We start from the raw sequence: 21,102 nt of genomic DNA, 5'->3' as shown, positions 1-21,102 counted from the left end.
AGAGGCGCGGGCGGCCATCGTCAGGCCTGCGGGGCCCTTATCGGCCCCACGTCTTCAGTTGTTCACCACTTGCGTCGTCACTCAGCACCCGTGTTGGAGTTCACCCACGAGTAGCTCGCGACCGCCGGCTCGCCCTGGTTGGCGAACGGCGCGTCCTTGGGCAGCGACACCGTGAACGTGAAGACGCTCGACCCACCCGGGGGCAGGTTGCCCACGTCCTGGGACACGTCGTTCATCGCTCCGAAGGTGCCGTCGTAGACGGTGCGACCGTCGTGCTCGATCTTCAGGTTGAGCTCGCCGTTGGCGAACGTCGCCGGAGCGGCGTTCTCCTCGAAGGAGAGCCGCGAGTCCTCGGCACCCGAGTTGCGGATCGTCACGTTGCGCGAGACCGACTCACCCGGCTCCATCGTCGAGATGGTGAGCGTGGCGCCCTGGTTGGCATCGGCCTGCAGACGGATGCCCGCACCACCCTCGTTGGCGCTGGTCCACGGAACACCCATGACCATCGCGAGCGCCCCCGCGCCGACGACGGTGGCCACGGGCAGGATGAACTTCTTGGCCGAGGTCGCCGACGCCCGAGCGGACGGTGTCCTCGCGGACGGCATCGTCGTGGTGGTCATGGATTTCCCCCGGTACTGCTGGTGTTGTGACCCTCACGCTAGGCGCGGGGCTTCCACGCGCGGTCCACGCGTTTCCCACACCGGTGCCACTGTTTGGTAACAGATGACGATCAGGTAACAGGCAGGAAGAGGTCTCCGAGGTCGGCGATCCGGGCGAGCACCTGGTCGGGGCTGAACTGGTCGAGCCCGAGGGGGTCGTCGGCCCCTTCCGCGACCTCGTCCCAGGTGACCGGCGTGGCCACCGTGGGCCGCTCGCGACCGCGCAGGGAGTACGGCGAGATCGTGGTCTTCGACCCGGCGTTCTGCGACCAGTCGAGGAAGACCTTGCCGCCGCGGCGGGCCTTCGTCATGGTCGCGGTGACCAGCTTGGGATGCTCCGCCTGGAGCTCCTCGGCGACCTCCTTGGCCAGCGCCGTGGACTCGTCGGAGGGCAGCCGCTTGGGCAGCTCGGCGTACAGGTGGAGGCCCTTGCTGCCACTGGTGACCGGCCGGGCGACCAGGTCCCGCTCGGCGAGCTTGTCGCGGACCAGCAGCGCGACCTGGCAGCACTCGTGGAGCCCGGCCGGCTCGCCGGGGTCGAGGTCGATGACCAGCCGGTCGGCGTTGCGCGGCTGACCGTTGCGACCGACGGTCCACTGGTGGACGTGGAGCTCGAGCGCGGCGAGGTTGACCAGCCAGGTGAGGGTGGCCAGGTCGTCGACGATCGGGAAGACGAGGGTGTCTCCCCCCGATCCACCTCTGGTCGACTGCGCGCGGGAGCCGGTCGTGGGCACCTTCGCGGTGTGGACCCAGGAGGGGGTGCCGCCCGGGACGTTCTTCTCGAAGAAGCTCGACTCCTGGACGCCGTGCGGCCAGCGGATCCGGGTGACGCAGCGGTCCTTGAGGTGCGGCAGCATGGTCGGCGCGACCTGGGCGTAGTAGTTGAGGACCTCGCCCTTGGTGAAGCCGGTGCGCGGGTAGAGCACCTTGTGGAGGTTGCTGATCGTGAGGGTGCGGCCGTCGACCTGGACGCGGACCTCTTCCTTCTCCGCGGGCATCAGCGGCCGATCGCGATCACGGGGCGCTTGTCGGGGTCGAGACGGCCCATCAGCCGCTTAATGAACACACGCGGTGCGCTGACGCAGCCGGCCGTCGCCCCGGAGCCGTTGACGTGGAGGAAGATCCCGGCACCGCGGTGGCGCACCTGGCCGTGGTTGAAGCTGGTGACGATCGACCACTCGTACTGCTGCGGGTAGTCCGTCAGGCGCTCGGAGGCGTTCTCGGCGCTGGCCGGGAGGCGCCAGCGGAAGCCGCCCTGGCTCTGGTTGCGGTAGCGGTTGTAGTAGCGCGAGGCGTTGTCCTCGACCCAGAAGTCCCCGCGCCGCACCTGGCGGTAGCGCAGGTCCCACGAGCTGCTGCCCGGGTGCATCCCGAACGCCCAGGTCAGGTCGTAGGTGCCGATCGGGGTCGTGCCGGTGCCCTGGTGGCGGCGCTCGCCGACCACGAGCCCGCCGTACCCGATCCGGCCGTCGGTGGCCTGCAACCGGCGCTCCCAGGCCCCGTCGCGCAGCCGCCAGAGCGTGACCCGGGCGCGATAGCCGCGCGTGTGGTTGACCGTGACGACCTGGGTGGTGCGCGCGTGGAGCACGACGTCGACACCGTCGAGGCGCACGTGGACCGGCTCGGAGTGCGGCTCGGCCTGACGCTGCGCCTCGGCCGGTGCCGGGGCGAGGAGGGCCGCGGTGAGCAGGAGAAGGAGAAGGCGCTTCACAGGTCCTCCGGGGCGAGATCGGCGCGGACCCCCTGGAACGAGGGCTGTCGCAACCGGTCGTACCCACGTCCGTGGGTGTCGATGTCCACGACGAGGACCGGTTCGAGCCAGTGGGTGCCGGCCGCGTCGACCCGCGGCACCTCGTCGGTGAACGGGCTCTCGCTGCTGCTCAGCCCGGCGACCAGCTCGGTCAGGACCTTGCTCTGCTTCGGTCCGATGCCGCTCCCGACCCGGCCCCGGTAGAGGAGCCCGTCGGGGGTCTGCTCCCCCACGAGGAGGGCCGCGAGCCGGTCGGACGTGCCCTCCTGGGGCCGCCACCCGCCCACGACGTACGAGAGCCGGTGGCGGTGGGCGAGCTTCTGCCAGTGGGGCGTGCGCTCACCGAAGACGTAGCGCGACGTGCGCCGCTTGCTGACGATGCCCTCGAGCCCCTGCTGGAGGGTCGCCTCGAAGAGCATCGCGCCGTCGTCGTACGGCGCAGGGACCTGCCACGACCCGTCGAGGCCGAGGCCGGTGAGCAGCTCGCGGCGGGCCTCGAGCGGCTCGGACGTGAGGTCGCGGCCGTCGAGGCGGAGCAGGTCGAACACCATGTAGATGGCCGGTACCGCGTCGGCCAGCCGGGCGATCGTCGTCGCGTTGCGGACGTGCATCCGCTCCTGGAGGGTGCGGAAGTCCGGGAGCCCGCGCTCGTTGAGCGCGATGATCTCGCCGTCGACGAGCAGGTCGCGCTCACCGAGCGGGCTCGTGGACAGCTCGGGCCAGGCGACGGTGATGTTGTTCTCGTTGCGGCTGGTCATCCGCACGACGCCGTCGCGGACGTCGGTGAGCGCCCGGACGCCGTCCCACTTCACCTCGTGGGTCCACGCCTCGCCGACCGGCACGTGGGTCGCCTTGGTCGCGAGCATCGGGCGCATGCCTGACATCATGCCTTCCGTGAACTCGACTCGTCCGCTCGACAATGGGACGTACGCCGTGGTCGGTGCAGGACCGTCCGGCCTGGCGGCGGCCCGCAACCTGCAGCGGTTCGGCATCCCCTGGGAGGGCTACGAGCTGGCCTCGGGCGTCGGCGGGCTGTGGGACATCGACGGTCCGCGGAGCACGGTCTACGAGTCGGCCCACCTGATCTCGTCGAAGCGCACGACCGAGTTCACCGAGTTCCCGATGCGCGACGAGGTCGCCGACTACCCGTCGCACCGCGAGCTGCTCGGCTACTTCCGGGACTTCGCGGCCGCCCACGCCCTCGCGGACGGGTTCTCGTTCGGCACCGAGGTCGTCTCCGCCCGGCCGTCGGGCGACGGTGGCTGGATCGTCGTGTCGTCCGGGCCGGAGGGCACCGTCGAGCGCCGGCACGCGGGCCTGCTGGTCGCCAACGGCACGCTCAGCGAGCCGGCGGTGCCGCAGTTCGCGGGCAGCTTCGACGGCGAGGTGATCCACACCAGCGCCTACAAGTCGCCGTCGATCTTCGCCGGCAAGCGGGTGCTGATCATCGGCGCCGGCAACTCGGGCTGCGACATCGCGGTCGACGCGGTCCACCACGCGGCGTCCGTCGACATCTCGGTGCGCCGCGGCTACTACTTCGTGCCGAAGTACCTCTTCGGCAAGCCCGCCGACACCCTCAACCAGGGCAAGCCGCTGCCGCCGCGGATCAAGCAGGCGATCGACTCGCGGGTGCTCCGGCTCTTCACCGGTGACCCGGTGAAGTTCGGCTTCCCGGCGCCCGACTACAAGATCTACGAGTCGCACCCGATCGTGAACTCGCTGATCCTCCACCACCTCGGCCACGGCGACCTGAGCGTCAAGCCGGACGTCGACCGGTTCGACGGCGACGGGGTCGTCTTCAAGGACGGCTCGAGGACGCCGTACGACGTCATCGTGCTGGCCACGGGCTACCACCTGCACTACCCGTTCCTGAGCCCGGAGCTGCTGCGCTGGGAGGGGCACGGCACGGCGCCGGACCTCTACCTCAACGTCTTCACGCAGGAGGACCCGAACCTCTTCGTGCTCGGGATGATCGAGGCCTCCGGCATCGGGTGGCAGGGCCGCTACGAGCAGGCCGAGCTGGTCGCGGCGTACCTCAGGGCCCGCACGACGGCCCCAGGTGCCGCCGCCGCGCTGGAGCAGCGGATCGCCGGGCCGCGACCTGATCTCTCCGGCGGATATCACTACCTCGGGCTGGAACGTATGTCCTACTACGTCAACAAGGACGCCTACCGCCGAGCCGTGCGGTCGGAGATCGAACGACTCGGGCAGGACCCAGGAGCCATCGCATGACCGTGTTGCTCGCCCCTCTTGTCAGTGCGCTCGTCACCGACATCGACGACGTCAACATCGACTTCAGCTCGGGCGCCTCGACCGTCTTGAAGATCATCATCGCGACGATCCTCTTCGGCATCGCGCTGGACACGAAGATCTCCGACTTCACCGCCGTGCTGCGGCGCCCCTTCCCGATCGCGGTCGGCATCGTCGCGCAGTTCCTGCTGCTGCCGGCGCTGACGCTGCTGCTGACGATCGTGCTCGACGTCCGCGGCTCGATCGCGCTCGGCATGATCCTGGTCGCCTGCTGCCCGCCGGGGAACGTCTCCAACATCCTCACCCACCGCGCGGGCGGTGACGTGGCGCTGTCGATCTCGATGACCGCCATCAGCAACCTGCTGACGATCTTCATGCTGCCGATCAACTTCGCCTTCTGGGGTGGCCTCTCCCCCCACGGCAGCGACGTCCTGACGTCGGTCGACCTCGACCCGGTGAAGACGTTCTTCGAGATCGCGCTGGTGATCGGGCTGCCGTTCGTCGCGGGTGTCTCGATCGCCCATTTCCGGCCGCGGGCCGCGCACCGCATCCACCAGGTCGCCGGACCGGTCGCCTTCGTGATGCTCCTGCTCATCATCGTGCTGGCGTTCATCGGCAACTGGAGCATCTTCACGAACTACATCACCCTCGTGCTGCTCGCGGTCTTCCTGCAGCACCTGATGGCGCTGGCGCTCGGCTACGGCGTCGCGCGCGGCACGCAGCTGCCGAGTCGCAGTCGCAAGGCGATGACCTTCGAGGTCAGCGTGCGCAACACCGGCCTCGGGCTGGTGCTGGTCTTCGCCTACTTCGACGGGCTGGGCGGCATGGCGCTGGTGGCCGCATGGTGGGGCCTCTACGACATCCTCGCGGGGCTGATCGTCGCCACCGTCTGGAAGCGGCGTACGGCGGACGTCGCGGAGCCGGTGGCCGCGTGAAGGTGCTGGTGACGGGAGGCGGCGGCTTCCTCGGACGGTCGGTGGTCGCGGGGCTGACGGCGGCTGGCCACGAGGTCGTGAGCGCCGACCTGCGCCCGCCGTCCGTCGTCATGGACGTGACGTCCAAGTCCGCGGTCCACACCGTGATCGGCGAGGTCCGGCCGGAGGTCGTCGTGCACCTCGCGTCGATCGTGACGCCGGGACCGGGCTCGACGCGCGACCTGGAGTACGCCGTCGACGTCGACGGCACCCGGCACGTCCTCGACGCCTGCGTCGCCCACGGCGTCCGACGCGTCGTCGTGTCGTCCAGCGGGGCGGCGTACGGCTACCACCCCGACAACCCGGACTGGATCACCGAGGACCAGCCGGTGCGCGGCAACGAGGTCTTCGCCTACAGCCACCACAAGCGGCTGGTCGAGGAGATGCTGCCGGCGTACCCCTCGCTGGAGCAGGTGGTGCTCCGGATCGGGACCATCCTGGGCGCCAGCGTCGACAACCAGATCACGGCGCTCTTCGAGCGCAAGCGGCTGCTCAAGATCCGGGGCTCGGAGTCGCCGTTCGTGTTCATCTGGGACACCGACGTGGTGGCCGTGATCTCCCAGGCGGTGACGGGGTCGGTCACCGGGGTCTTCAACGTCGCCGGCGACGGCGCACTGACCATCTCGGAGATCGCCGAGCTGCTGGGCAAGCCGGTCCTGACCATCCCCGAGCCGGTGCTCCGCACGGCCCTGGCGGTGCTGTCCCGGCTCGGCCTGTCGCCGTACGGACCGGAGCAGACGATGTTCCTGCAGTACCGCCCGGTGCTCGACAACACCCGCCTCAAGACCGTCTTCGGCTACACCCCGACCCGAACTTCTCGCCAGGCCTTCGATGAATGGCGTGGGTCGCGCCGGTCATACTGAGGCATGCGAGCAATCTGGAAGGGCGCCGTGTCGTTCGGGCTGGTGAGCGTGCCCGTGAAGCTCTACTCCGCCACTGAGTCGCACGACGTGTCGTTCCGGCAGGTGCACGCCAAGGACGGCGGACGGATCAAGTACCAACGCGTGTGCTCGATCGACGGCGAGGAGGTCGCGTACGCCGACATCGCCAAGGGCTACGAGACCGAGGACGGCGAGATGGTCATCCTCACCGACGACGACATGGCCGAGCTGCCGTCGACGTCGTCGCGGGAGATCTCGGTCGAGAAGTTCGTCCCGTCCGACCAGATCGACCCGATGCTGTTCGAGAAGGCCTACTACCTCGAGCCCGAGAAGTCCGGCGCGAAGCCGTACGGCCTGCTCCGCCAGGCCCTGGTCGACTCCGACCGGATGGCCGTCGTCACCGTCGCCCTGCGCCAGCGCACCTCGGTGGCCGTGCTCCGCGTGCGCGACGACGTGATCGTCCTGCAGACGATGATGTGGCCCGACGAGATCCGCACGCCTGACTTCTCCGTCGAGACCGGTGACGTGAAGCCGGCCGAGGTCAAGATGGCCAACATGCTCGTCGAGACGCTCGCCGGCGACTTCGACGCGACCGAGTTCGAGGACGACTACGCCGGGGCCGTCGAGTCCCTGGTCAAGGCGAAGATCGAGGGTGGCGAGGTCAAGCGCACCGAGACCTCGACGAAGTCCTCCGGCGAGGTGGTCGACCTCCTCGCGGCGCTCCAGCGCTCGGTGGACGCAGCCAAGACCGCTCGTGGTGAGTCCTCGTCCTCCTCGGACGAGAAGCCGGCTGCGAAGAAGACCGCCAAGAAGGCTCCCGCGAAGAAGGCCGCCGCCAAGAAGTCGGCCAAGAAGTCGACGACGAAGAAGACCGCGGCCAAGAAGGCCAGCTGAGGTCGACGTCGCGGAGACGTACGACGCAGCGACGCAGGTGACTCGTGGACGGTGGTACTTCTCGTCCCGCGCGCCTCTCAGCGCAGAAGCGGCGCTCCAGCTCTCCGTCTGCGAGGCGGGCTGATCCGCAGGGCAGTTTCTGGTTGTTCACACGTTCGTACGTAGATCCCGAACGAACGTGTGAACAACCGAAAAGGCCCCCCACCGGAGCCGCCCGGCCGACCGGGAACCGGAACCAGTTCCACGAGGCTGTCGAAACCGGAAGACTTCGTCCGACGCCCTGGTGACAGCAACCCCGATCGAGCGGAGAAGCAGATGCGCTACATGGTGTTCGTGAAGATGGCCCCCGACGTCGGCGAGGCGCCGCAGGCGCTGTTCGAGGCGATGGATGCCGAGATGGCGCAGTCCTTCGCGGACGGGTCGATGATCACGGCCGGCGGCCTCGGGGGTGGCGAGCAGATCGTCGAGCTGCGCCTGGCAGGCGGGGGCATCACGACGACGGACGGGCCGTACGCCGAGGCGAAGGAGCTGGTCGGCGGGTTCTCGATCATCGAGGCACGCACCCAGGACGAGGCCGTCGCCAACGCACGGAGAGTGTTGGAGCTGCACCAGCAGCACTGGCCCGGGTGGGAGGGGGCGGTGGAGATCCGCCCGATCTGGAACCAGGACGAGTGACCACACCCACCCAGGAGGCCATCACCGCGGTCTGGCGCCGCGAGTCGGTCCGGCTGGTCGGCGCACTGACCCGGGTCACCCGTGACCTCGACCTCGCGGAGGATCTCGCCCAGGACGCCCTCGTCGCGGCGCTCGAGCAGTGGCCCGACGGAGGGGTTCCGGCCAACCCCGGCGCCTGGTTGATGGCGGTCGCGAAGCGCCGGGCGGTCGACCAGTTCCGGCGCAACGACACCCTGCGCCGGCGTACGGCGGAGCTCGCCCACGGGCTGGAGGAGGCGGAGATGCCCGACCTCGACGACGCCGTCGACCACATCGAGGACGACGTGCTGCGGCTGGCGTTCCTCGCCTGCCACCCGACGCTGCCTCCCGAGTCACGCACCGCCCTGACCCTGCGGCTGGTCGGCGGCCTGACGACGACCGAGATCGCGCACGCCTACCTGGTCAAGGACGCGACGATGGGCCAGCGGATCTCCCGCGCCAAGCGCCTGCTCGCGGAGAGTGGCGCGTCGATGGAGATGCCCACCGGACCCGAGCGCGCGCAGCGTCTGGCTGACGTGATGGCGGTGGTCTACCTGGTCTTCAACGAGGGGTACGCCGCGACCTCCGGCGATTCCTGGACCCGCCCCGAGCTCTGTCTCGAGGGCATGCGGCTGGCCCGGATCCTCGCGTCGCTCGTGCCGGACGACCCGGAGGTCCAGGGCCTGCAGGCGCTGCTCGAGCTGCAGGGGTCGCGGCTGGCGGCGCGCCGCGACGCGGACGGACGGCCGGTCCTGCTCGAGGCCCAGGATCGCAGTCGCTGGGACCAGCTGCTGGTCCACCGAGGGCTCGCCGCCCTCGACCGGGCCACGACGCTGGCCACGACGCTGGGCACCACGCTGGGCACCACGCTGGGCCGGCCGGTCGGCACCTACGTCCTGCAGGCCTCGATCGCCGCCTGCCACGCCCGCGCCCGTCGGCCCGAGGACACGGACTGGCCGGAGATCGCCCGGCTGTACGACGTGCTCGCGACCGCGGCACCCGGGCCGGTCGTGGAGGTCAACCGCGCCGTGGCGCACGGCCGGGCGTTCGGGCCGGCTGCCGGACTCGCGATCCTCGACGCCACCGATGACGATCCGGCCCTCGCCGGGTCTCACCTCGTGCTCGCCGTACGCGCCGACCTGCTCGAGCGCGCCGGCCGTCGGACCGAGGCGGCCGCCGCGTTCCGTGCGGCCGCCATCCTGACCCGCAACACCGATGAACGCGCGCTGCTCACCCGGCGCGCGGAGGAGAACGCATGACCACCCAGCACACCGTGTCGGCCGACGGCACCGAGATCGCCTACGAGGTCCACGGCCGCGGCCCGGCCCTCGTCATCGTCGACGGCGCCCTCTGCAGCCGCACGATGGGGCCTGCTCGCGGGCTGAGCGACGCGCTGTCCGGCGACTTCACCGTCTACATCTACGACCGACGCGGTCGGGGCGAGAGCGGACCCGGCGCGACGGCGTACGCCGTCGACCGCGAGGTCGAGGACCTCGGCGCCGTGATCGCGGTCGCGGGCGGTCACGCTCACGTGTTCGCGGCATCGTCAGGCGCAGCGCTTGCGCTCGAGGGCGCCCGCGCGGGCATCGCGCTCGACAGCCTGGTGGCCTACGAGGCGCCGTTCATCCTCGACGACACCCACGCCCCCAACCCCGTCGACCTGCCCGAGCAGCTCCAGGCGATGGTCGACGACGGCCGTCGCGGCGATGCCGTGAAGACCTTCCTGCGCACCGTCGGTGCACCAGCGGTGATGGTCGCCGTGATGCCCCTGATGCCGCCGTGGAGGAAGCTCAAGGCGGTCGCCCACACGCTCCCGTACGACCTGTCGATCGTGGTGCCGTTCGAGCAGGGCACGCCGCTGCCGGGCGGCTACTACGACCAGGTCGCCGCTCCGACGCTGGTGATCGCGGGCGGCAAGAGCCCCCACTACATGCGCAACGCACAGGCCGCGATCGCGGCTGCAGTGCCCGGCGCCGAGCTCGCCGTCCTGCCTGGACAGACCCACATGATCAAGCCCAAGGTGGTGGCACCGGTCGTCACCGCTCACCTCCACGCGCACGAAGGAGCCCACTGATGGACGAGCTGCCCGGCCGCCCGATCTGGATCGAGCTGTTCACGCCCGACCCGGACGCGGCCCAGGACTTCTACGGCACCCTCTTCGGCTGGACCAGCGAGGACGCCGGTCCCGAGTACGGCGGCTACCGCCTGCTCCTGCGCGCCGGCGCGCCCGTCGCCGGCCTGATGCGCAACGACGGCCAGGGTCCGTCGGCGTGGGCGGTCTACCTCGAGACCGACAACGCCGCGGACACCGTCGCGATGGCCCAGGCGAACGGCGGCCAGGTGGTCGTCGAGCCGATGCAGATCGGCGACCGCGGCACGATGGCGGTCGTGACCGACCCGGCCGGCGCCATGGTGGGCATCTGGCAGCCGGACGAGCACCCGGGTTTCGCGGCCCTCGGCGAGGACGACGCGCCAGCGTGGTTCGAGCTGCTCACCACGGCGTACGACGCGTCGATCCCGTTCTACGAGAACGTCTTCGGGTGGGACACCCACAGGCTGAGCGACACCCCGGAGTTCCGTTACACGACCCTCGGCTCCGATGACCTGGCCCGCGCCGGCCTGATGGACGGCTCGGCGTTCCTCGGGGACGAGGGCCCGGCGTGGAGCACCTACATCCAGGTCGCCGACGCCGACGCGGCGCTCGCGAAGGCGGTCGAGCTCGGCGCCACCGAGGTCGATGCACCGCAGGACACGCCCTACGGCCGGCTGGCGAGCTTCGCGGACCCGCAGGGTGTCCGGCTCAAGGTGATGGGACCGAACCGGGGCTGACCGCACCGCGCGCTGCCGCGGAGTCGGGGAACATCCGGTCGAAGCGGTGGAACATCCAGTCGCTGAGCCGTGGCGCCACGAGGTTGACCACCTCGCCCACGTTGCCGGCCACGGTGTTGACCGTCAGCGGCCGGTCCTCGAGCGCACGCACGATCCGGCGGGCGGCCTGCTCGGGCGTCGCCCCGCGGCCGGCGTACGCCTCCGTCGGCGCGGACATCGGGGTGCGCACGAGGGAGAACCGCATGTTCGTGAAGGTCACGCCGTCGGCGTACGCCTCACGGCCGGCGATCCGGCTCCACGTGTCGAGCGCGGTCTTGGAGGCGATGTAGGCGCTGAACTTCGGCGCCTTCAGCTGCACGCCCCACGTCACGATGTTGACCACGTGGCCGAAGCCCTGCGCCCGCATCGCCGGCAGCAGCCCCATCGTCAGCCGCACCGGCCCGAGGTAGTTGATCGCGATGGTGCGCTCGACGTCGTGGAACCGGTCGTAGGACAGGGCGAGCGAGCGCCGGATCGAGCGACCGGCGTTGTTGACGAGGTAGTCGACCGTGCCGTGGTCGGCGAGGACACGCCCGACCAGGGCGTCGATGGCATCGCCGTCGGTCAGGTCGCAGACGTACGACGCCGCCCGGCCGCCGCCGGCTTCGATCGCGGACCGCACCCGGAGCAGCTCCTCGTCCCGGCGGGCGACGAGCAGCACGGTCGCACCCTGCGCCGCCACGGCGCGAGCGGTCGCCTCGCCGATCCCGGACGACGCCCCGGTCACGAGCACCGTGCGGCCGCGCAGCGGGCTCGGCCCGCCGCGCCACCGACGCAGCCGGGAGCGCGGCGTCAGGAAGAGGTCAACGGCCACGGGCGCGCCTGCTCGATCTGGGCGGCGAGCGAGAAGAGCGTCGACTCGTCGTCGGTGCGCCCGACGAGCTGGACCGCCAGCGGCAGCCCGTCGTCCGCGATGCCGCACGGGACCGAGGCCGCCGGGTTGCCGGCGACGTTCCAGAGCGCGGCGTACGCGATGGACGGCATCGACCGCAGCGAGGCGGTGACGGTGCCGACGCCCTCGAGCCGACCGACCCGGGGCGGCCGGTGGGCGATGGTGGGGGTCAGCAGCACGTCGATGTCGTCGAAGACCCGGTTGGCCTTGGCGGAGATCTGCTCGGTCCGGCGCAGGGCGAAGTCGACCACCCGCGGCGTCACCCAGGAGCCGAGCCGACACGTCTCGCGGGTACGACGCTCGAGGCGGTCGTAGTGCTCGACCTGCGCGGCCTCCGCCCGGATGCCGGCGAAGAACTGCGGGACGAACGCGGCCGTCGGATCGGGGTAGTGCGGCTCGATGTACTCCACGTCGTGACCCAGGTCGGTGAGCAGCTGGACCATCTCGCCGATCGCGACGACGTGCTCCGGGTCGGGCCGCACGCCGAGCGAGGCGGACTTGACCGACCAGCCGATCCGCAGCCGCCCCGGGGCGCGGCCGACCGCGTCGACGAAGGGCTCGTCGCCACCCGCGGTGTAGAGGTCACCCTCCACGTTGCCGCGGATCGCGTCGTAGACCAGCGCGCTGTCGAGCACGGTCCGGGTCAGCGGTCCGGCCGTGCCGAGGGCGAACCACAGGTGCGGGTGCGGAGCGGTCGACACTCGTCCCCGCTGGGGCTTGAGGCCGAAGAGACCGCAGCTGGCGCTGGGGATCCGGATCGACCCACCGCCGTCGCCACCGATCCCGGCCGGCACCATGCCGGAGGCGACCGCGGCCGCCGTACCGCCGCTGGAGCCGCCGGGGGTCCGCGACGGGTCCCACGGGTTGCGGGTCACGCCGCGCGACGTGGACTCGGTGAAGGGGAAGGCGCCGAACTCGGGCATCGTCGTCTTGCCGATGATCACCGCCCCGGCGTCGCGCAGGCGGCGTACGACCTCGGCGTCAGCCGTGACCGGAGTGGAGTTGCCGTCGCCGCCGAAGGTCGTGACCGTGCCGGCGACGTCGATCTCCTCCTTGATGGCGATCGGTACGCCGTGCAGCGGGCCGACCGGCTCACCCGCGGCCGACGCGCCGTCGCGCTCGTCGGCCTCGGCGAGCGCCTCGGTCGCCAGCACGCGCGAGAAGGCGTTGAGCTCCCCGTCGGTCGACATGATCCGGCTGAGCGCCGCTTCGACGACACTGCGGGCCGAGGACTCTCCCGAGGTCACGAGGCGAGCGGTCTCGGCCACACCGGCAGCGCGTAGGTCGGTCATGGCCCAAACCCTACTGACCGCTACATGTCGACCCCGATGAACATCGGGTCGCCGCCCTTCGTCGTCAGCGGGCCGAGCTCGGTGCACTCGCCGGACGGGACCTCGCAGTCGTGGACGACGGCGCCGCCGCCCCGGGCGAAGCCGGCGGCGAGGATCGAGCCGTCGGTGTCGACGGCATAGAACGTGGCCTTCACGTCCAGCACGATCGGGCGTCCGCCGTCCGTGGGCTCGAGCCGGTTGGACCAGGAGAGGACGTGCGACCCGTCGTAGGTGAGCTGCGCGTCGATCGCGCCCTTGACCAGGAAGAACGGCAGCGTGTCCGGGTCCGCCGGCTCGGGTCCGTCGTAGAGGACGACACCGTTGCGCACGTCGGCGACCCGGGTCTTCGGGCCGGCGAAGGGGTCCACCTGCCCCGTGACCGTGTCCCAGGTCGTCGTGCCGGCGTCGGTGCGCAGGAAGACCGTGCCCCCGTCGAGCGCGTCGATGACCGTGTCGCGCGAGACGTCGTGGCGAGCGACGACCTCGTCGCTGTCGAGGTCGCGCACCACGACCTCCGCCTGCCCGTCGATCGTCACGCCGTAGGCGACCAGCGGGCCCTGCGCGTCGACCTTCGCCGTGGGGTGGAAGTCGGTGCCCTCCGCGTCCGGCTCCAGGTCGGCGACCTTCCCCGTCTCCTGGAGGAGGCGCGGCCGGCCGCCGGCGTAGAAGACGACGCCGTACGGCGTGGCCGCCGCGTCGGTGTCGAGGTAGTCGAGCCGCGTCGACGGGAAGGTCCGGCCACCGAGGTGGATCTCGTGGCCGGGGTCGGCGTAGGCCCGCAGCCCCTGGTCGAAGTCCATCGGGCCGACGGGCTCGAGCCCACGGTCGGTGGGACGGTCGTCGCCGGACCCGGCATAGCCCAGCGCGCCGATGACCAGGACCGAGGCCAGCACCACGCCACCGCCCGCGACGATGCGGCGGCGCCGACGGAGCCGACGGCCGGAGGCGCGCACGCCGTCGAGGTCACCGACGGGTGCGACCACGGCGTCGAGCCGGTCGTGGAGGACATCGCGGAGGTCGGTGGTCATGCGGGTTCTCCGTTCGAGAGCTCGGCCGCACGGCGGCGGAGGTTGGCCAGGGCGGCCGATGCCTGGGACTTCACGGTCCCGGCGCTGCAGCCGAGGGCGGCAGCGATCTCCTGCTCCGAGAGATCCTCGTAGTAGCGCAGGACGATCACCGCGCGTTGTCGTGGTGGCAGCGTGCGGACCGCCTCCCACACCGCGGCGCGATCGACGACCCCGAGCTCGGGCGACGCGACCGAGCCCGGCGGCTCGGGAGACGCGTGGGGACGCTCGCGCTGCCACCACCCGCGCCGGCGAGTGCCGATGATCTCGTTGACCACGATCCGGCGGACGTAGGCCTCCGGGTGGTCGACCGACCGGATCCGGCGCCAGGACGCGTAGGCCCGCGCGTAGGCGACCTGCAGGGCGTCCTCGGCGGACGCGGCATCACCGGCGACGGCGTAGGCCGTGCGGAAGAGCCGCGGCCAGGTGGCGCGGAAGAACTCGTCGAACTCCTCCGTCACCGGAGTCGTCGCTGCATCCTGCTCCGCCCGATCGGCCAATGCGTCCATACCCTCCAGATGTCCCGAGCGACCTCGCGGGTTGTGCCGAGGGGCCGAGAACTCAGGTGAGCAGCCCGCGCACGACCCGCAGACCGACGGACAGCCGAGCCAGGTCGGTCACCTCGTCGGCGCAGATCTCCTGCAGCGTCACCGCGGCCCGGCTCACGACGACGTCGTCGGCGTCCTCCCAGGCAGCGATCCGAGCCGTCGCCGAGTCGTCCGCGGACGTGGTCGCGAGCACCTGGGCGGTGAGCTGGGCGTGCACCGAGTGGAGGTCGTCGCGCAGCGCGGCCCGCGCCATCGTCTGCCACCGGTCGTCGCGCGGCAGCGTGAGGATGCGCTGCACCAGCGCCGGCAGCCCGAGCCGCTCGCCGAGCGCGAAGTGCACGCGGGCGACGACCATCGGGTCGCGGTTCTCCCGCAACGCGATCTCGACGATGTTGAGCAGCATGTAGGCCGGCGGCAGCGCGGCCGACCGGCTGGCCAGGTCCTCGGGCACTCCCTCGGCGATCAGGCGGTCGCGCCGGGCGACGTACGCCTCGTGCTCGTAGCCGGTCATCAGGTCCGGCAGCTCGGCCATCACCTGCTGCACGGGTCCGGTGAAGAGGTCGACGGTGCCCTGGCTGTCGAGCGGGGGCCTCCGGTTGTTGACCAGCCAGCGCGACGCGCGCTCGACCAGGGTGCGCATCTCGAGGCGCATCCGGGTCTGGACGGTCGCGTCGAGGACGTTGTCGAACGACGCCAGCTCCTGGCGCATCGGCAGCGACCCGAAGATCTCGCGGGCGACGAAGTTGGCCCGGGCCAGCTCGGCCGCGTTGACGCCGGTCTCGCCGGCCAGCCGCGGCCAGAACGTCATGCCCGCACCGTTGACGAGGTCGTTGACGATCTGGGTCACGATGATCTCGCGGCGCAGCGGGTGCTCGTGGACGGGCGTCTCGAAGCCCTGCTGGATCGGGTGCGGGAAGTAGGAGCGCAGGTCCTGGTCGAAGTAGTGGTCGTCGGGCGCCTCGGAGGCGATCAGCTCGTCCGCGAGCACGATCTTGGTCCACGACATCAGCACCGACAGCTCCGGGGCGCTGAGGCCCTCGTGGCGGTCGAGCCGGCGGCGTACCTCCTTGCTGCTCGGCAGGCCCTCCAGCTCGCGGTCGAGCAGCCCGTCGTTCTCGAGGCGGCGGATCCACTCCTCGTGGACGTGCAGCAGCGACGGGGCGTGCGAGATCGCGTTGGCGAGCGCGAGGTTCTGCTCGTAGTTGTCGCGCAGCACCAAGGCGGCGACCTCGTCGGTCATCTCGGCGAGCAGGTGGTTGCGCTGCTTCTCCGTGAGGTCGCCGTCCTTGACGACCCGGTCGAGCAGGATCTTGAGGTTGACCTCGTGGTCCGAGGTGTCGACGCCGGCGGAGTTGTCGATGAAGTCGGTGTTGATCCGGCCGCCGGTGCCACCGCAGCCCTCGCGGGCGTACTCGATCCGGCCGAGCTGGGTGAGCCCGAGGTTGCCGCCCTCGCCGACGCACGCCGCGCGCAGCTCGTGGCCGTCGACGCGGATGCCGTCGTTGGCCTTGTCACCGGCGTGGGCGTGGGTCTCCGTGGACGCCTTGACGTAGGTGCCGATGCCGCCGTTCCACAGCAGGTCGACGGGGGCCTTGAGGATCGCGTTCATCAGCTCCGCCGGCGTCATCGCCTCCACCGACGCGTCGATGCCGAGAGCGGCACGGACCCCGTCGTTGAGCGGGATCCGCTTGAGCGACCGCGAGTAGACACCGCCCCCCTCGGAGATGAGGGACTTGTCGTAGTCCTGCCAGCTGGACCGCGGCAGCTCGAACATCCGCCGGCGCTCGGCGTACGACGTCGCCGGGTCGGGCGTCGGGTCGAGGAAGATGTCGCGGTGGTCGAAGGCGGCCACCAGCTTGATGTGCTCGGAGCAGAGCATGCCGTTGCCGAAGACGTCGCCGGACATGTCGCCGATGCCGGCGCAGGTGAAGTCCTCGGTCTGGCAGTCGATGCCGCGGTCGCGGAAGTGTCGCTGCACCGAGACCCACGCGCCGCGCGCGGTGATGCCCATCGCCTTGTGGTCGTAGCCGACCGAGCCACCGCTCGCGAAGGCGTCACCGAGCCAGAAGCCGTAGTCGATCGCGACGGCGTTGGCGATGTCGGAGAACGTCGCCGTGCCCTTGTCGGCGGCGACCACGAGGTAGGAGTCGTCGCCGTCGTGGCGGACGACGTCCTTCGGTGGGACCGTGACCCCGTCGACCAGGTTGTCGGTGATGTCGAGCAGACCGGAGATGAAGGTCTTGTAGCAGGCGACGCCCTCGGCCATCCACGCGTCGCGGTTGCTGGGGTCGGGCAGCTGCTTGCAGAAGAAGCCGCCCTTCGCGCCGACCGGGACGATCACGGTGTTCTTGACCATCTGCGCCTTGACCAGGCCGAGGACCTCGGTGCGGAAGTCGTCGCGGCGGTCGGACCAGCGCAGCCCACCGCGGGCGACCGCGCCGAAGCGCAGGTGCACGCCCTCGACGCGCGGCGAGTAGACGAAGATCTCGAACTTCGGTCGCGGCGCCGGCAGGTCCGGGATCTCCGACGGCTCGAGCTTGAAGGACATGTAGGAGCGCACTCCCCCGCCGGCCGCCGGCTGGAAGTAGTTGGTGCGCAGCGTCGCCCGGATGTGGGTGAGGTAGGACCGCAGGATCCGGTCGTGGTCGAGGCTCGCGACGTCCTCGAGGGCGCGGGCGATCCGCTCCTCGATGTCGGCCGCCTTCCCTGCGGCAGCGTCCCGGTCGAGTGCCGGGTCGAAGCGCGCCTCGAAGAGCCGGACCAGCAGCCGGGTGATGTCGACGTTGTTGCCGAGCGCGTCCTCGATGTAGTCGAGGGCGAACGGGCTGCCGCCCTGCCGCATGTACTTCGCGTAGGCGCGCAGCACCGTCGCCTGCCGCCAGGTCAGCTCGGCCGACAGCACCAGCGCGTTGAAGCCGTCGATCTCGTTGTTGCCGTCCCACACCGCCCGGATCGCGTCCTGGAAGAGCTCGCGGGTGTTGTCGGGCAGCGAGCGGCCGTAGCGCAGGCCGAACTCGTAGATGTACGTCGGGCGCTCGAGGCCGTCGATCTCGTACGGTCGCTCGTCGACGACCTCGACCCCCATCGACGACAGCATCGGCAGGATCTGCGAGAGCGAGAGGGGTGCCCCGACCCGGTAGACCTTGAGGCTGGCCTCGCCACGGCCGGCGTCGATGTCCTCGTAGAGCGAGAGGTCGATGCCGGTGCCGTCCTCGCCGAGCACGATCGCCTCGAGCCGGCCGAGGTCGCTCGAGCCGACCCGCGGGGCGAAGTCCTCCTTGTAGGCCTCCGGGAACGAGTCCAGGTAGCGCCGGGCGAGCCGGGCACCGGCCTGCTCGCCGTACTCCCCCAGGACCGCGGTCGTGAAGTCGTCGCGCCACGAGCGCGAGGCCTCGGTGAGCCGTCGCTCGAGGTCGGCCGTGTCGACCTCGGGGATGGTCGCTCCCTTGGCCGGGTGGACCACGAAGTGCACCCGGGCCGTCGTCGACTCGGTGAGCCGCACCGTGAACTCGACCGAGTCGCCGCCGAGGCGCTCCTTGAGGATCTGCGAGAACCGCTCGCGGACGTTGGTGTTGTAGCGGTCCCGCGGCATGTAGACGAGCACCGAGACGTAGCGCCCGTAGGTGTCGCGACGGATGAAGAGCCGCAGCTGGCGACGCTCGCGGGCGTGCATCGCGGCCTCGGCCATCGGCGCCAGCTCGTCGACGCTCGTGTGGAAGAGCTCGTCGCGCGGGTAGGTCTCGAGCGTGTCCATCAGGGCCTTGCCGTCGTGGCTCTGCAGCGAGAACCCGATCCGCTTCAGCACCGCAGCAGCCCGCTCCCGCAGCAGCGGGATCCGGGTCAGCGACTCGGTGTAGGCCGCGCTGGAGTAGAGCCCGAGGAAGCGCCGCTCGCCGACGACCTCGCCGTCGACGAACTTCTTGACGCCGACGTAGTCGAGGTACGCCGGACGGTGGACCGTCGATCGCGAGTTGGCCTTGGTCAGGACGAGCAGAGTCTTCTCGCGGGCCTTCGACCCGGCCAGCCGGGGCAGCCGGCCGGACGATGCCGACATGTCCTGGTCGGCGCGCAGGATGCCGAGCCCGGTGCCGGGTACGCCGCGGAGGTACTCGTCCTCACCGTGCCGCTCGAGCTTGTACTCGCGGTAGCCGAGGAACGTGAAGTGGTCGTCCGACAGCCACTGGAGCAGGCTCCGGGTCTGCTCGACCTCGGCGGGGTCCAGCGGCAGCTCGGTGGTCTCGAGCTCGGCGACGATCGCGGCGACCTCGGCGTGCATCTTGTCCCAGTCCTCGACGGACTCACGGACGTCGCGGAGCACCCGCTGGATGGAGTCCTCGATCTCGGCGATGTCGACGCCGTCGGGGATCCGGTCGATCTCGACGTGCATCCACGACTCGCGGACGACCTCGTCCATCCCGTCGGCGGTGTTGTTGGACCAGTCGCTCTCGGCGACCGGACGCACCTCGCGCAGCGCGCCGGTGATGTCGCGGGCGACGTCGAAGAGCGGGTGGATCACCAGGTGCACGTCGTGCAGCTGACGCGAGAGCTCCATGGTGAGCGAATCGACGAGGAAGGGCATGTCGTCGACGACGACCTCGACGACCGAGTGGCCCTCGGCCGACCAGCCCTGCTCGCTCGGTCCGGGGGTGAAGACCCGCACCTGCGCGGTGCCCTGCGGGCGGTTGGCGGCCAGCCGGTAGTGCGACGCGAACGCGCCGTACACGTCGACCGCGGAGCGCAGACAGACGTCCTCAGCCGCGACGTGGCGGTAGTAGGCCCGGATCAGAGCGTCGGCGGAATCGTGGGGTGGTCCCCCGGTCCCCTTCCCGCTCCGGGCGAGGCCCACGGCCTCGTTCAGCAGCTCGGACAGGTCCTGTTCCCGCGTCGTCGTTGACACCCTCCGACACTAGGACCCCTGTCCCCGCCCGGCCAACCTGGCCTCCTACCGGCGAGTCATCTCCGGAGGTCGAGGAAGGACGAAGTCCTGTCTATCCGGAGGTTGAGGAAGGACGAAGTCCTTTACTCGTTACCCCGGACCCGATCTCAGCCTCACTCGTGCGCGAGACGGTAGGCAGGTTTGAGAGTGGGCATGATGGCCGCCATGAAGTTCCGACACGAGCTGACGTACGACGCGCCCCCCGCCGAGGTCTTCGCGATGCTGGCCGACCCCGCCTTCCGCGAGAAGTGCTGCACCGAGCAGGGGGTGATCTCGGCCGACGTCACGCTCGAGCCCGCCGGCGACGGCTTCACCCTGACCGTCGACATGGTGCAGCCCACCGACGACCTGCCGGCCTTCGCCCGGACCTTCGCCGGCGACACGACCCGGGCCATCCAGCGCGAGGTGTGGAAGGACGCCACCAGCGGCACCCTGCGCATCGAGGCGCCCGGCAAGCCGTCCGAGGTCACGGGCACCATCACCCTCCAGCCCGAGGGCACGAGCGCCACGCGCGAGGTGATCGAGCTGGAGCTGAGGATCAAGGTCCCGCTCATCGGCGGCAAGCTCGAGAAGCTGCTCGCCGACAAGGTCGCCGCCGGCATCGAGTCCGACCAGGCGGTCGGTGTCGCCTACCTGGCAGGCAACCGATGAGCAAGCACCTCACCCACGAGATCGAGTACGACGCGCCGCTGGCCCGGGTCGTGGCGATGCTCGCCGACCGGGGCTTCCGCGAGGAGGTCTGCACCGCTCAGGGCGGCACCCCGTCCGAGATCACGCTGGACGGCTCCGGCGTGGGGATGACCGTGGTCGTCGACCAGGTGCAGCCGGCCGAGGGCATCCCGGGCTTCGCGAAGAAGTTCGTCGGCGACGAGATCAACATCGTCCAGCGCGAGGAGTGGTCCACCGACGACCGCGCCGACCTCCACGTCACGATCCCCGGCAAGCCCGGAGCCATGACGGGGTCGATCACGCTCGTCGAGTCCGGTGGCACCACCACCGAGACCGTCGACGTGGAGATCAAGGTCAACATCCCGCTGGTCGGCGGCAAGATCGAGTCGCTGATCGGTGACATGCTGCGCGCAGCGCTGCGGACGGAGGGCAACGCCGGGCGCGACTACTTGTCGCGCTGAGCCCTCTCGTCCGCCCGGTCGTCCTCGAGCTCGTCCTGGCGGCGGCGTACGACGATCACCCCCGCCAGCACCACGAACGGCGCGAACGCGAGCACCAGCGTCAGCGCCTTCTCGTAGGGGTGCATCGCGCCCATGTGGAGCGCTGCCAGCCAAACCGTGACGTTCATCGCGGACCATTCTCGCCCGAACGGGGAATCGCGTGCGCACCTGCCCCGGTTCTCCCAGTGTCGCT

Annotated in this window: 20 protein-coding genes; 10 read left to right on the top strand and 10 right to left on the bottom strand. The window is 70.7% G+C overall.

Translation table 11 applies throughout. The features are described 5' to 3' along the window. Positions 1 to 77 precede the first annotated feature (77 nt). The 4 genes from ABLE68_RS13505 to ligD (ABLE68_RS13490) all read right to left on the bottom strand — a co-directional run bounded on the left by ABLE68_RS13505 (position 78) and on the right by ligD (ABLE68_RS13490) (position 3,284). Complete coding sequence (locus tag ABLE68_RS13505; RefSeq protein ID WP_348871989.1) at positions 78 to 620, bottom strand: COG1361 family protein; 543 nt, start codon at positions 618 to 620, stop codon at positions 78 to 80. A 110-nt stretch (positions 621 to 730) separates the two neighbouring features. Continuing rightward, positions 731 to 1,657: a non-homologous end-joining DNA ligase gene (gene ligD, locus ABLE68_RS13500; RefSeq protein ID WP_348871987.1), complete on the bottom strand. Its 927-nt coding sequence runs from the start codon at positions 1,655 to 1,657 to the stop codon at positions 731 to 733. Further along, positions 1,657 to 2,370: a L,D-transpeptidase family protein gene (locus ABLE68_RS13495; RefSeq protein WP_348871985.1), complete on the bottom strand. Its 714-nt coding sequence runs from the start codon at positions 2,368 to 2,370 to the stop codon at positions 1,657 to 1,659. The genes ligD (ABLE68_RS13500) and ABLE68_RS13495 overlap by 1 nt, the downstream gene beginning before the upstream one ends. Continuing rightward, a complete protein-coding gene (gene ligD, locus ABLE68_RS13490; protein ID WP_348871983.1) occupies positions 2,367 to 3,284 on the bottom strand; it encodes a non-homologous end-joining DNA ligase in 918 nt (305 codons plus the stop codon). Before ligD (ABLE68_RS13490) ends, ABLE68_RS13495 begins: the two co-directional genes overlap by 4 nt. Positions 3,285 to 3,303: 19 nt before the next feature. Here ligD (ABLE68_RS13490) and ABLE68_RS13485 point away from each other — a divergent pair, with 19 nt between their 5' ends. The 8 genes from ABLE68_RS13485 (at position 3,304) to ABLE68_RS13450 (ending at position 10,930) form a co-directional block, all read left to right on the top strand. Further along, on the top strand, positions 3,304 to 4,641 hold the full coding sequence (locus ABLE68_RS13485; protein WP_348871982.1) for a flavin-containing monooxygenase: 1,338 nt from the start codon (positions 3,304 to 3,306) through the stop codon (positions 4,639 to 4,641). Further along, a complete protein-coding gene (locus tag ABLE68_RS13480) occupies positions 4,638 to 5,594 on the top strand; it encodes a bile acid:sodium symporter family protein (protein WP_348871980.1) in 957 nt (318 codons plus the stop codon). The genes ABLE68_RS13485 and ABLE68_RS13480 overlap by 4 nt, the downstream gene beginning before the upstream one ends. Beyond that, positions 5,591 to 6,496: an SDR family oxidoreductase gene (locus ABLE68_RS13475; protein WP_348871978.1), complete on the top strand. Its 906-nt coding sequence runs from the start codon at positions 5,591 to 5,593 to the stop codon at positions 6,494 to 6,496. Before ABLE68_RS13480 ends, ABLE68_RS13475 begins: the two co-directional genes overlap by 4 nt. Positions 6,497 to 6,499: 3 nt before the next feature. After that, positions 6,500 to 7,408 carry a non-homologous end joining protein Ku gene (gene ku, locus ABLE68_RS13470; RefSeq protein ID WP_348871977.1) on the top strand — a complete coding sequence of 303 codons (909 nt, stop codon included), beginning with the start codon at positions 6,500 to 6,502 and terminating at the stop codon, positions 7,406 to 7,408. Between the two features lie 315 nt (positions 7,409 to 7,723). Next, entirely contained in the window at positions 7,724 to 8,083 is a 360-nt protein-coding gene (locus tag ABLE68_RS13465) for a YciI family protein (protein ID WP_348871975.1), read from the top strand. Further along, positions 8,080 to 9,360, top strand: coding sequence for an RNA polymerase sigma factor (locus ABLE68_RS13460; RefSeq protein WP_348871974.1), 1,281 nt, complete (start codon positions 8,080 to 8,082; stop codon positions 9,358 to 9,360). The genes ABLE68_RS13465 and ABLE68_RS13460 overlap by 4 nt, the downstream gene beginning before the upstream one ends. After that, complete coding sequence (locus ABLE68_RS13455; RefSeq protein ID WP_348871972.1) at positions 9,357 to 10,175, top strand: alpha/beta fold hydrolase; 819 nt, start codon at positions 9,357 to 9,359, stop codon at positions 10,173 to 10,175. The genes ABLE68_RS13460 and ABLE68_RS13455 overlap by 4 nt, the downstream gene beginning before the upstream one ends. Further along, positions 10,175 to 10,930 (top strand): VOC family protein, encoded by a 756-nt coding sequence (locus tag ABLE68_RS13450; protein WP_348871970.1) that lies wholly within the window; start codon positions 10,175 to 10,177, stop codon positions 10,928 to 10,930. Before ABLE68_RS13455 ends, ABLE68_RS13450 begins: the two co-directional genes overlap by 1 nt. On the opposite strand, the gene ABLE68_RS13445 is transcribed toward ABLE68_RS13450, so the two are convergent. The 5 genes from ABLE68_RS13445 to ABLE68_RS13425 form a co-directional block, all read right to left on the bottom strand. Further along, positions 10,902 to 11,783 (bottom strand): SDR family NAD(P)-dependent oxidoreductase, encoded by an 882-nt coding sequence (locus tag ABLE68_RS13445; RefSeq protein ID WP_348871968.1) that lies wholly within the window; start codon positions 11,781 to 11,783, stop codon positions 10,902 to 10,904. The genes ABLE68_RS13450 and ABLE68_RS13445 overlap by 29 nt on opposite strands. Beyond that, positions 11,762 to 13,153, bottom strand: a complete 1,392-nt coding sequence (locus tag ABLE68_RS13440; protein WP_348871966.1) for an amidase — start codon at positions 13,151 to 13,153, stop codon at positions 11,762 to 11,764. The genes ABLE68_RS13445 and ABLE68_RS13440 overlap by 22 nt, the downstream gene beginning before the upstream one ends. Positions 13,154 to 13,173: 20 nt before the next feature. Continuing rightward, positions 13,174 to 14,220, bottom strand: a complete 1,047-nt coding sequence (locus tag ABLE68_RS13435) for a hypothetical protein (protein WP_348871964.1) — start codon at positions 14,218 to 14,220, stop codon at positions 13,174 to 13,176. Continuing rightward, a complete protein-coding gene (locus ABLE68_RS13430; RefSeq protein ID WP_348871963.1) occupies positions 14,217 to 14,717 on the bottom strand; it encodes a SigE family RNA polymerase sigma factor in 501 nt (166 codons plus the stop codon). The genes ABLE68_RS13435 and ABLE68_RS13430 overlap by 4 nt, the downstream gene beginning before the upstream one ends. A gap of 100 nt (positions 14,718 to 14,817) precedes the next feature. Continuing rightward, positions 14,818 to 19,701, bottom strand: coding sequence for an NAD-glutamate dehydrogenase (locus ABLE68_RS13425; protein WP_348871962.1), 4,884 nt, complete (start codon positions 19,699 to 19,701; stop codon positions 14,818 to 14,820). Positions 19,702 to 19,905: 204 nt separating this feature from the next. On the opposite strand from ABLE68_RS13425, the gene ABLE68_RS13420 reads away from it, so the two are divergent. Continuing rightward, positions 19,906 to 20,391, top strand: a complete 486-nt coding sequence (locus ABLE68_RS13420; protein WP_348871961.1) for a DUF2505 domain-containing protein — start codon at positions 19,906 to 19,908, stop codon at positions 20,389 to 20,391. Further along, positions 20,388 to 20,870, top strand: coding sequence for a DUF2505 domain-containing protein (locus tag ABLE68_RS13415; RefSeq protein WP_348871960.1), 483 nt, complete (start codon positions 20,388 to 20,390; stop codon positions 20,868 to 20,870). The genes ABLE68_RS13420 and ABLE68_RS13415 overlap by 4 nt, the downstream gene beginning before the upstream one ends. On the opposite strand, the gene ABLE68_RS13410 is transcribed toward ABLE68_RS13415, so the two are convergent. Further along, on the bottom strand, positions 20,855 to 21,037 hold the full coding sequence (locus ABLE68_RS13410; protein WP_348871958.1) for a hypothetical protein: 183 nt from the start codon (positions 21,035 to 21,037) through the stop codon (positions 20,855 to 20,857). The genes ABLE68_RS13415 and ABLE68_RS13410 overlap by 16 nt on opposite strands. Positions 21,038 to 21,102: the final 65 nt, after the last annotated feature.

Origin of the sequence: Nocardioides pollutisoli (genome assembly GCF_040045055.1) — a bacterium.
In the GTDB taxonomy this organism is placed as follows: Bacteria; Actinomycetota; Actinomycetes; order Propionibacteriales; family Nocardioidaceae; genus Nocardioides; species Nocardioides tweenelious.
This window is presented reverse-complemented; position numbering and strand designations above follow the sequence as displayed.

Excerpts from the sequence above, each read along its gene's own strand:
- ABLE68_RS13505 (WP_348871989.1), bottom strand. The coding sequence starts at position 620 with ATGACCACCACGACGATGCCGTCCGCGAGGACACCGTCCGCTCGGGCG.
- ligD (WP_348871987.1), bottom strand. The coding sequence starts at position 1,657 with ATGCCCGCGGAGAAGGAAGAGGTCCGCGTCCAGGTCGACGGCCGCACC.
- ligD (WP_348871983.1), bottom strand. The coding sequence starts at position 3,284 with ATGCGCCCGATGCTCGCGACCAAGGCGACCCACGTGCCGGTCGGCGAG.
- ABLE68_RS13480 (WP_348871980.1), top strand. The coding sequence starts at position 4,638 with ATGACCGTGTTGCTCGCCCCTCTTGTCAGTGCGCTCGTCACCGACATC.
- ku (WP_348871977.1), top strand. The coding sequence starts at position 6,500 with ATGCGAGCAATCTGGAAGGGCGCCGTGTCGTTCGGGCTGGTGAGCGTG.
- ABLE68_RS13465 (WP_348871975.1), top strand. The coding sequence starts at position 7,724 with ATGCGCTACATGGTGTTCGTGAAGATGGCCCCCGACGTCGGCGAGGCG.
- ABLE68_RS13455 (WP_348871972.1), top strand. The coding sequence starts at position 9,357 with ATGACCACCCAGCACACCGTGTCGGCCGACGGCACCGAGATCGCCTAC.
- ABLE68_RS13450 (WP_348871970.1), top strand. The coding sequence starts at position 10,175 with ATGGACGAGCTGCCCGGCCGCCCGATCTGGATCGAGCTGTTCACGCCC.
- ABLE68_RS13440 (WP_348871966.1), bottom strand. The coding sequence starts at position 13,153 with ATGACCGACCTACGCGCTGCCGGTGTGGCCGAGACCGCTCGCCTCGTG.
- ABLE68_RS13435 (WP_348871964.1), bottom strand. The coding sequence starts at position 14,220 with ATGACCACCGACCTCCGCGATGTCCTCCACGACCGGCTCGACGCCGTG.
- ABLE68_RS13420 (WP_348871961.1), top strand. The coding sequence starts at position 19,906 with ATGAAGTTCCGACACGAGCTGACGTACGACGCGCCCCCCGCCGAGGTC.
- ABLE68_RS13415 (WP_348871960.1), top strand. The coding sequence starts at position 20,388 with ATGAGCAAGCACCTCACCCACGAGATCGAGTACGACGCGCCGCTGGCC.
- ABLE68_RS13410 (WP_348871958.1), bottom strand. The coding sequence starts at position 21,037 with ATGAACGTCACGGTTTGGCTGGCAGCGCTCCACATGGGCGCGATGCAC.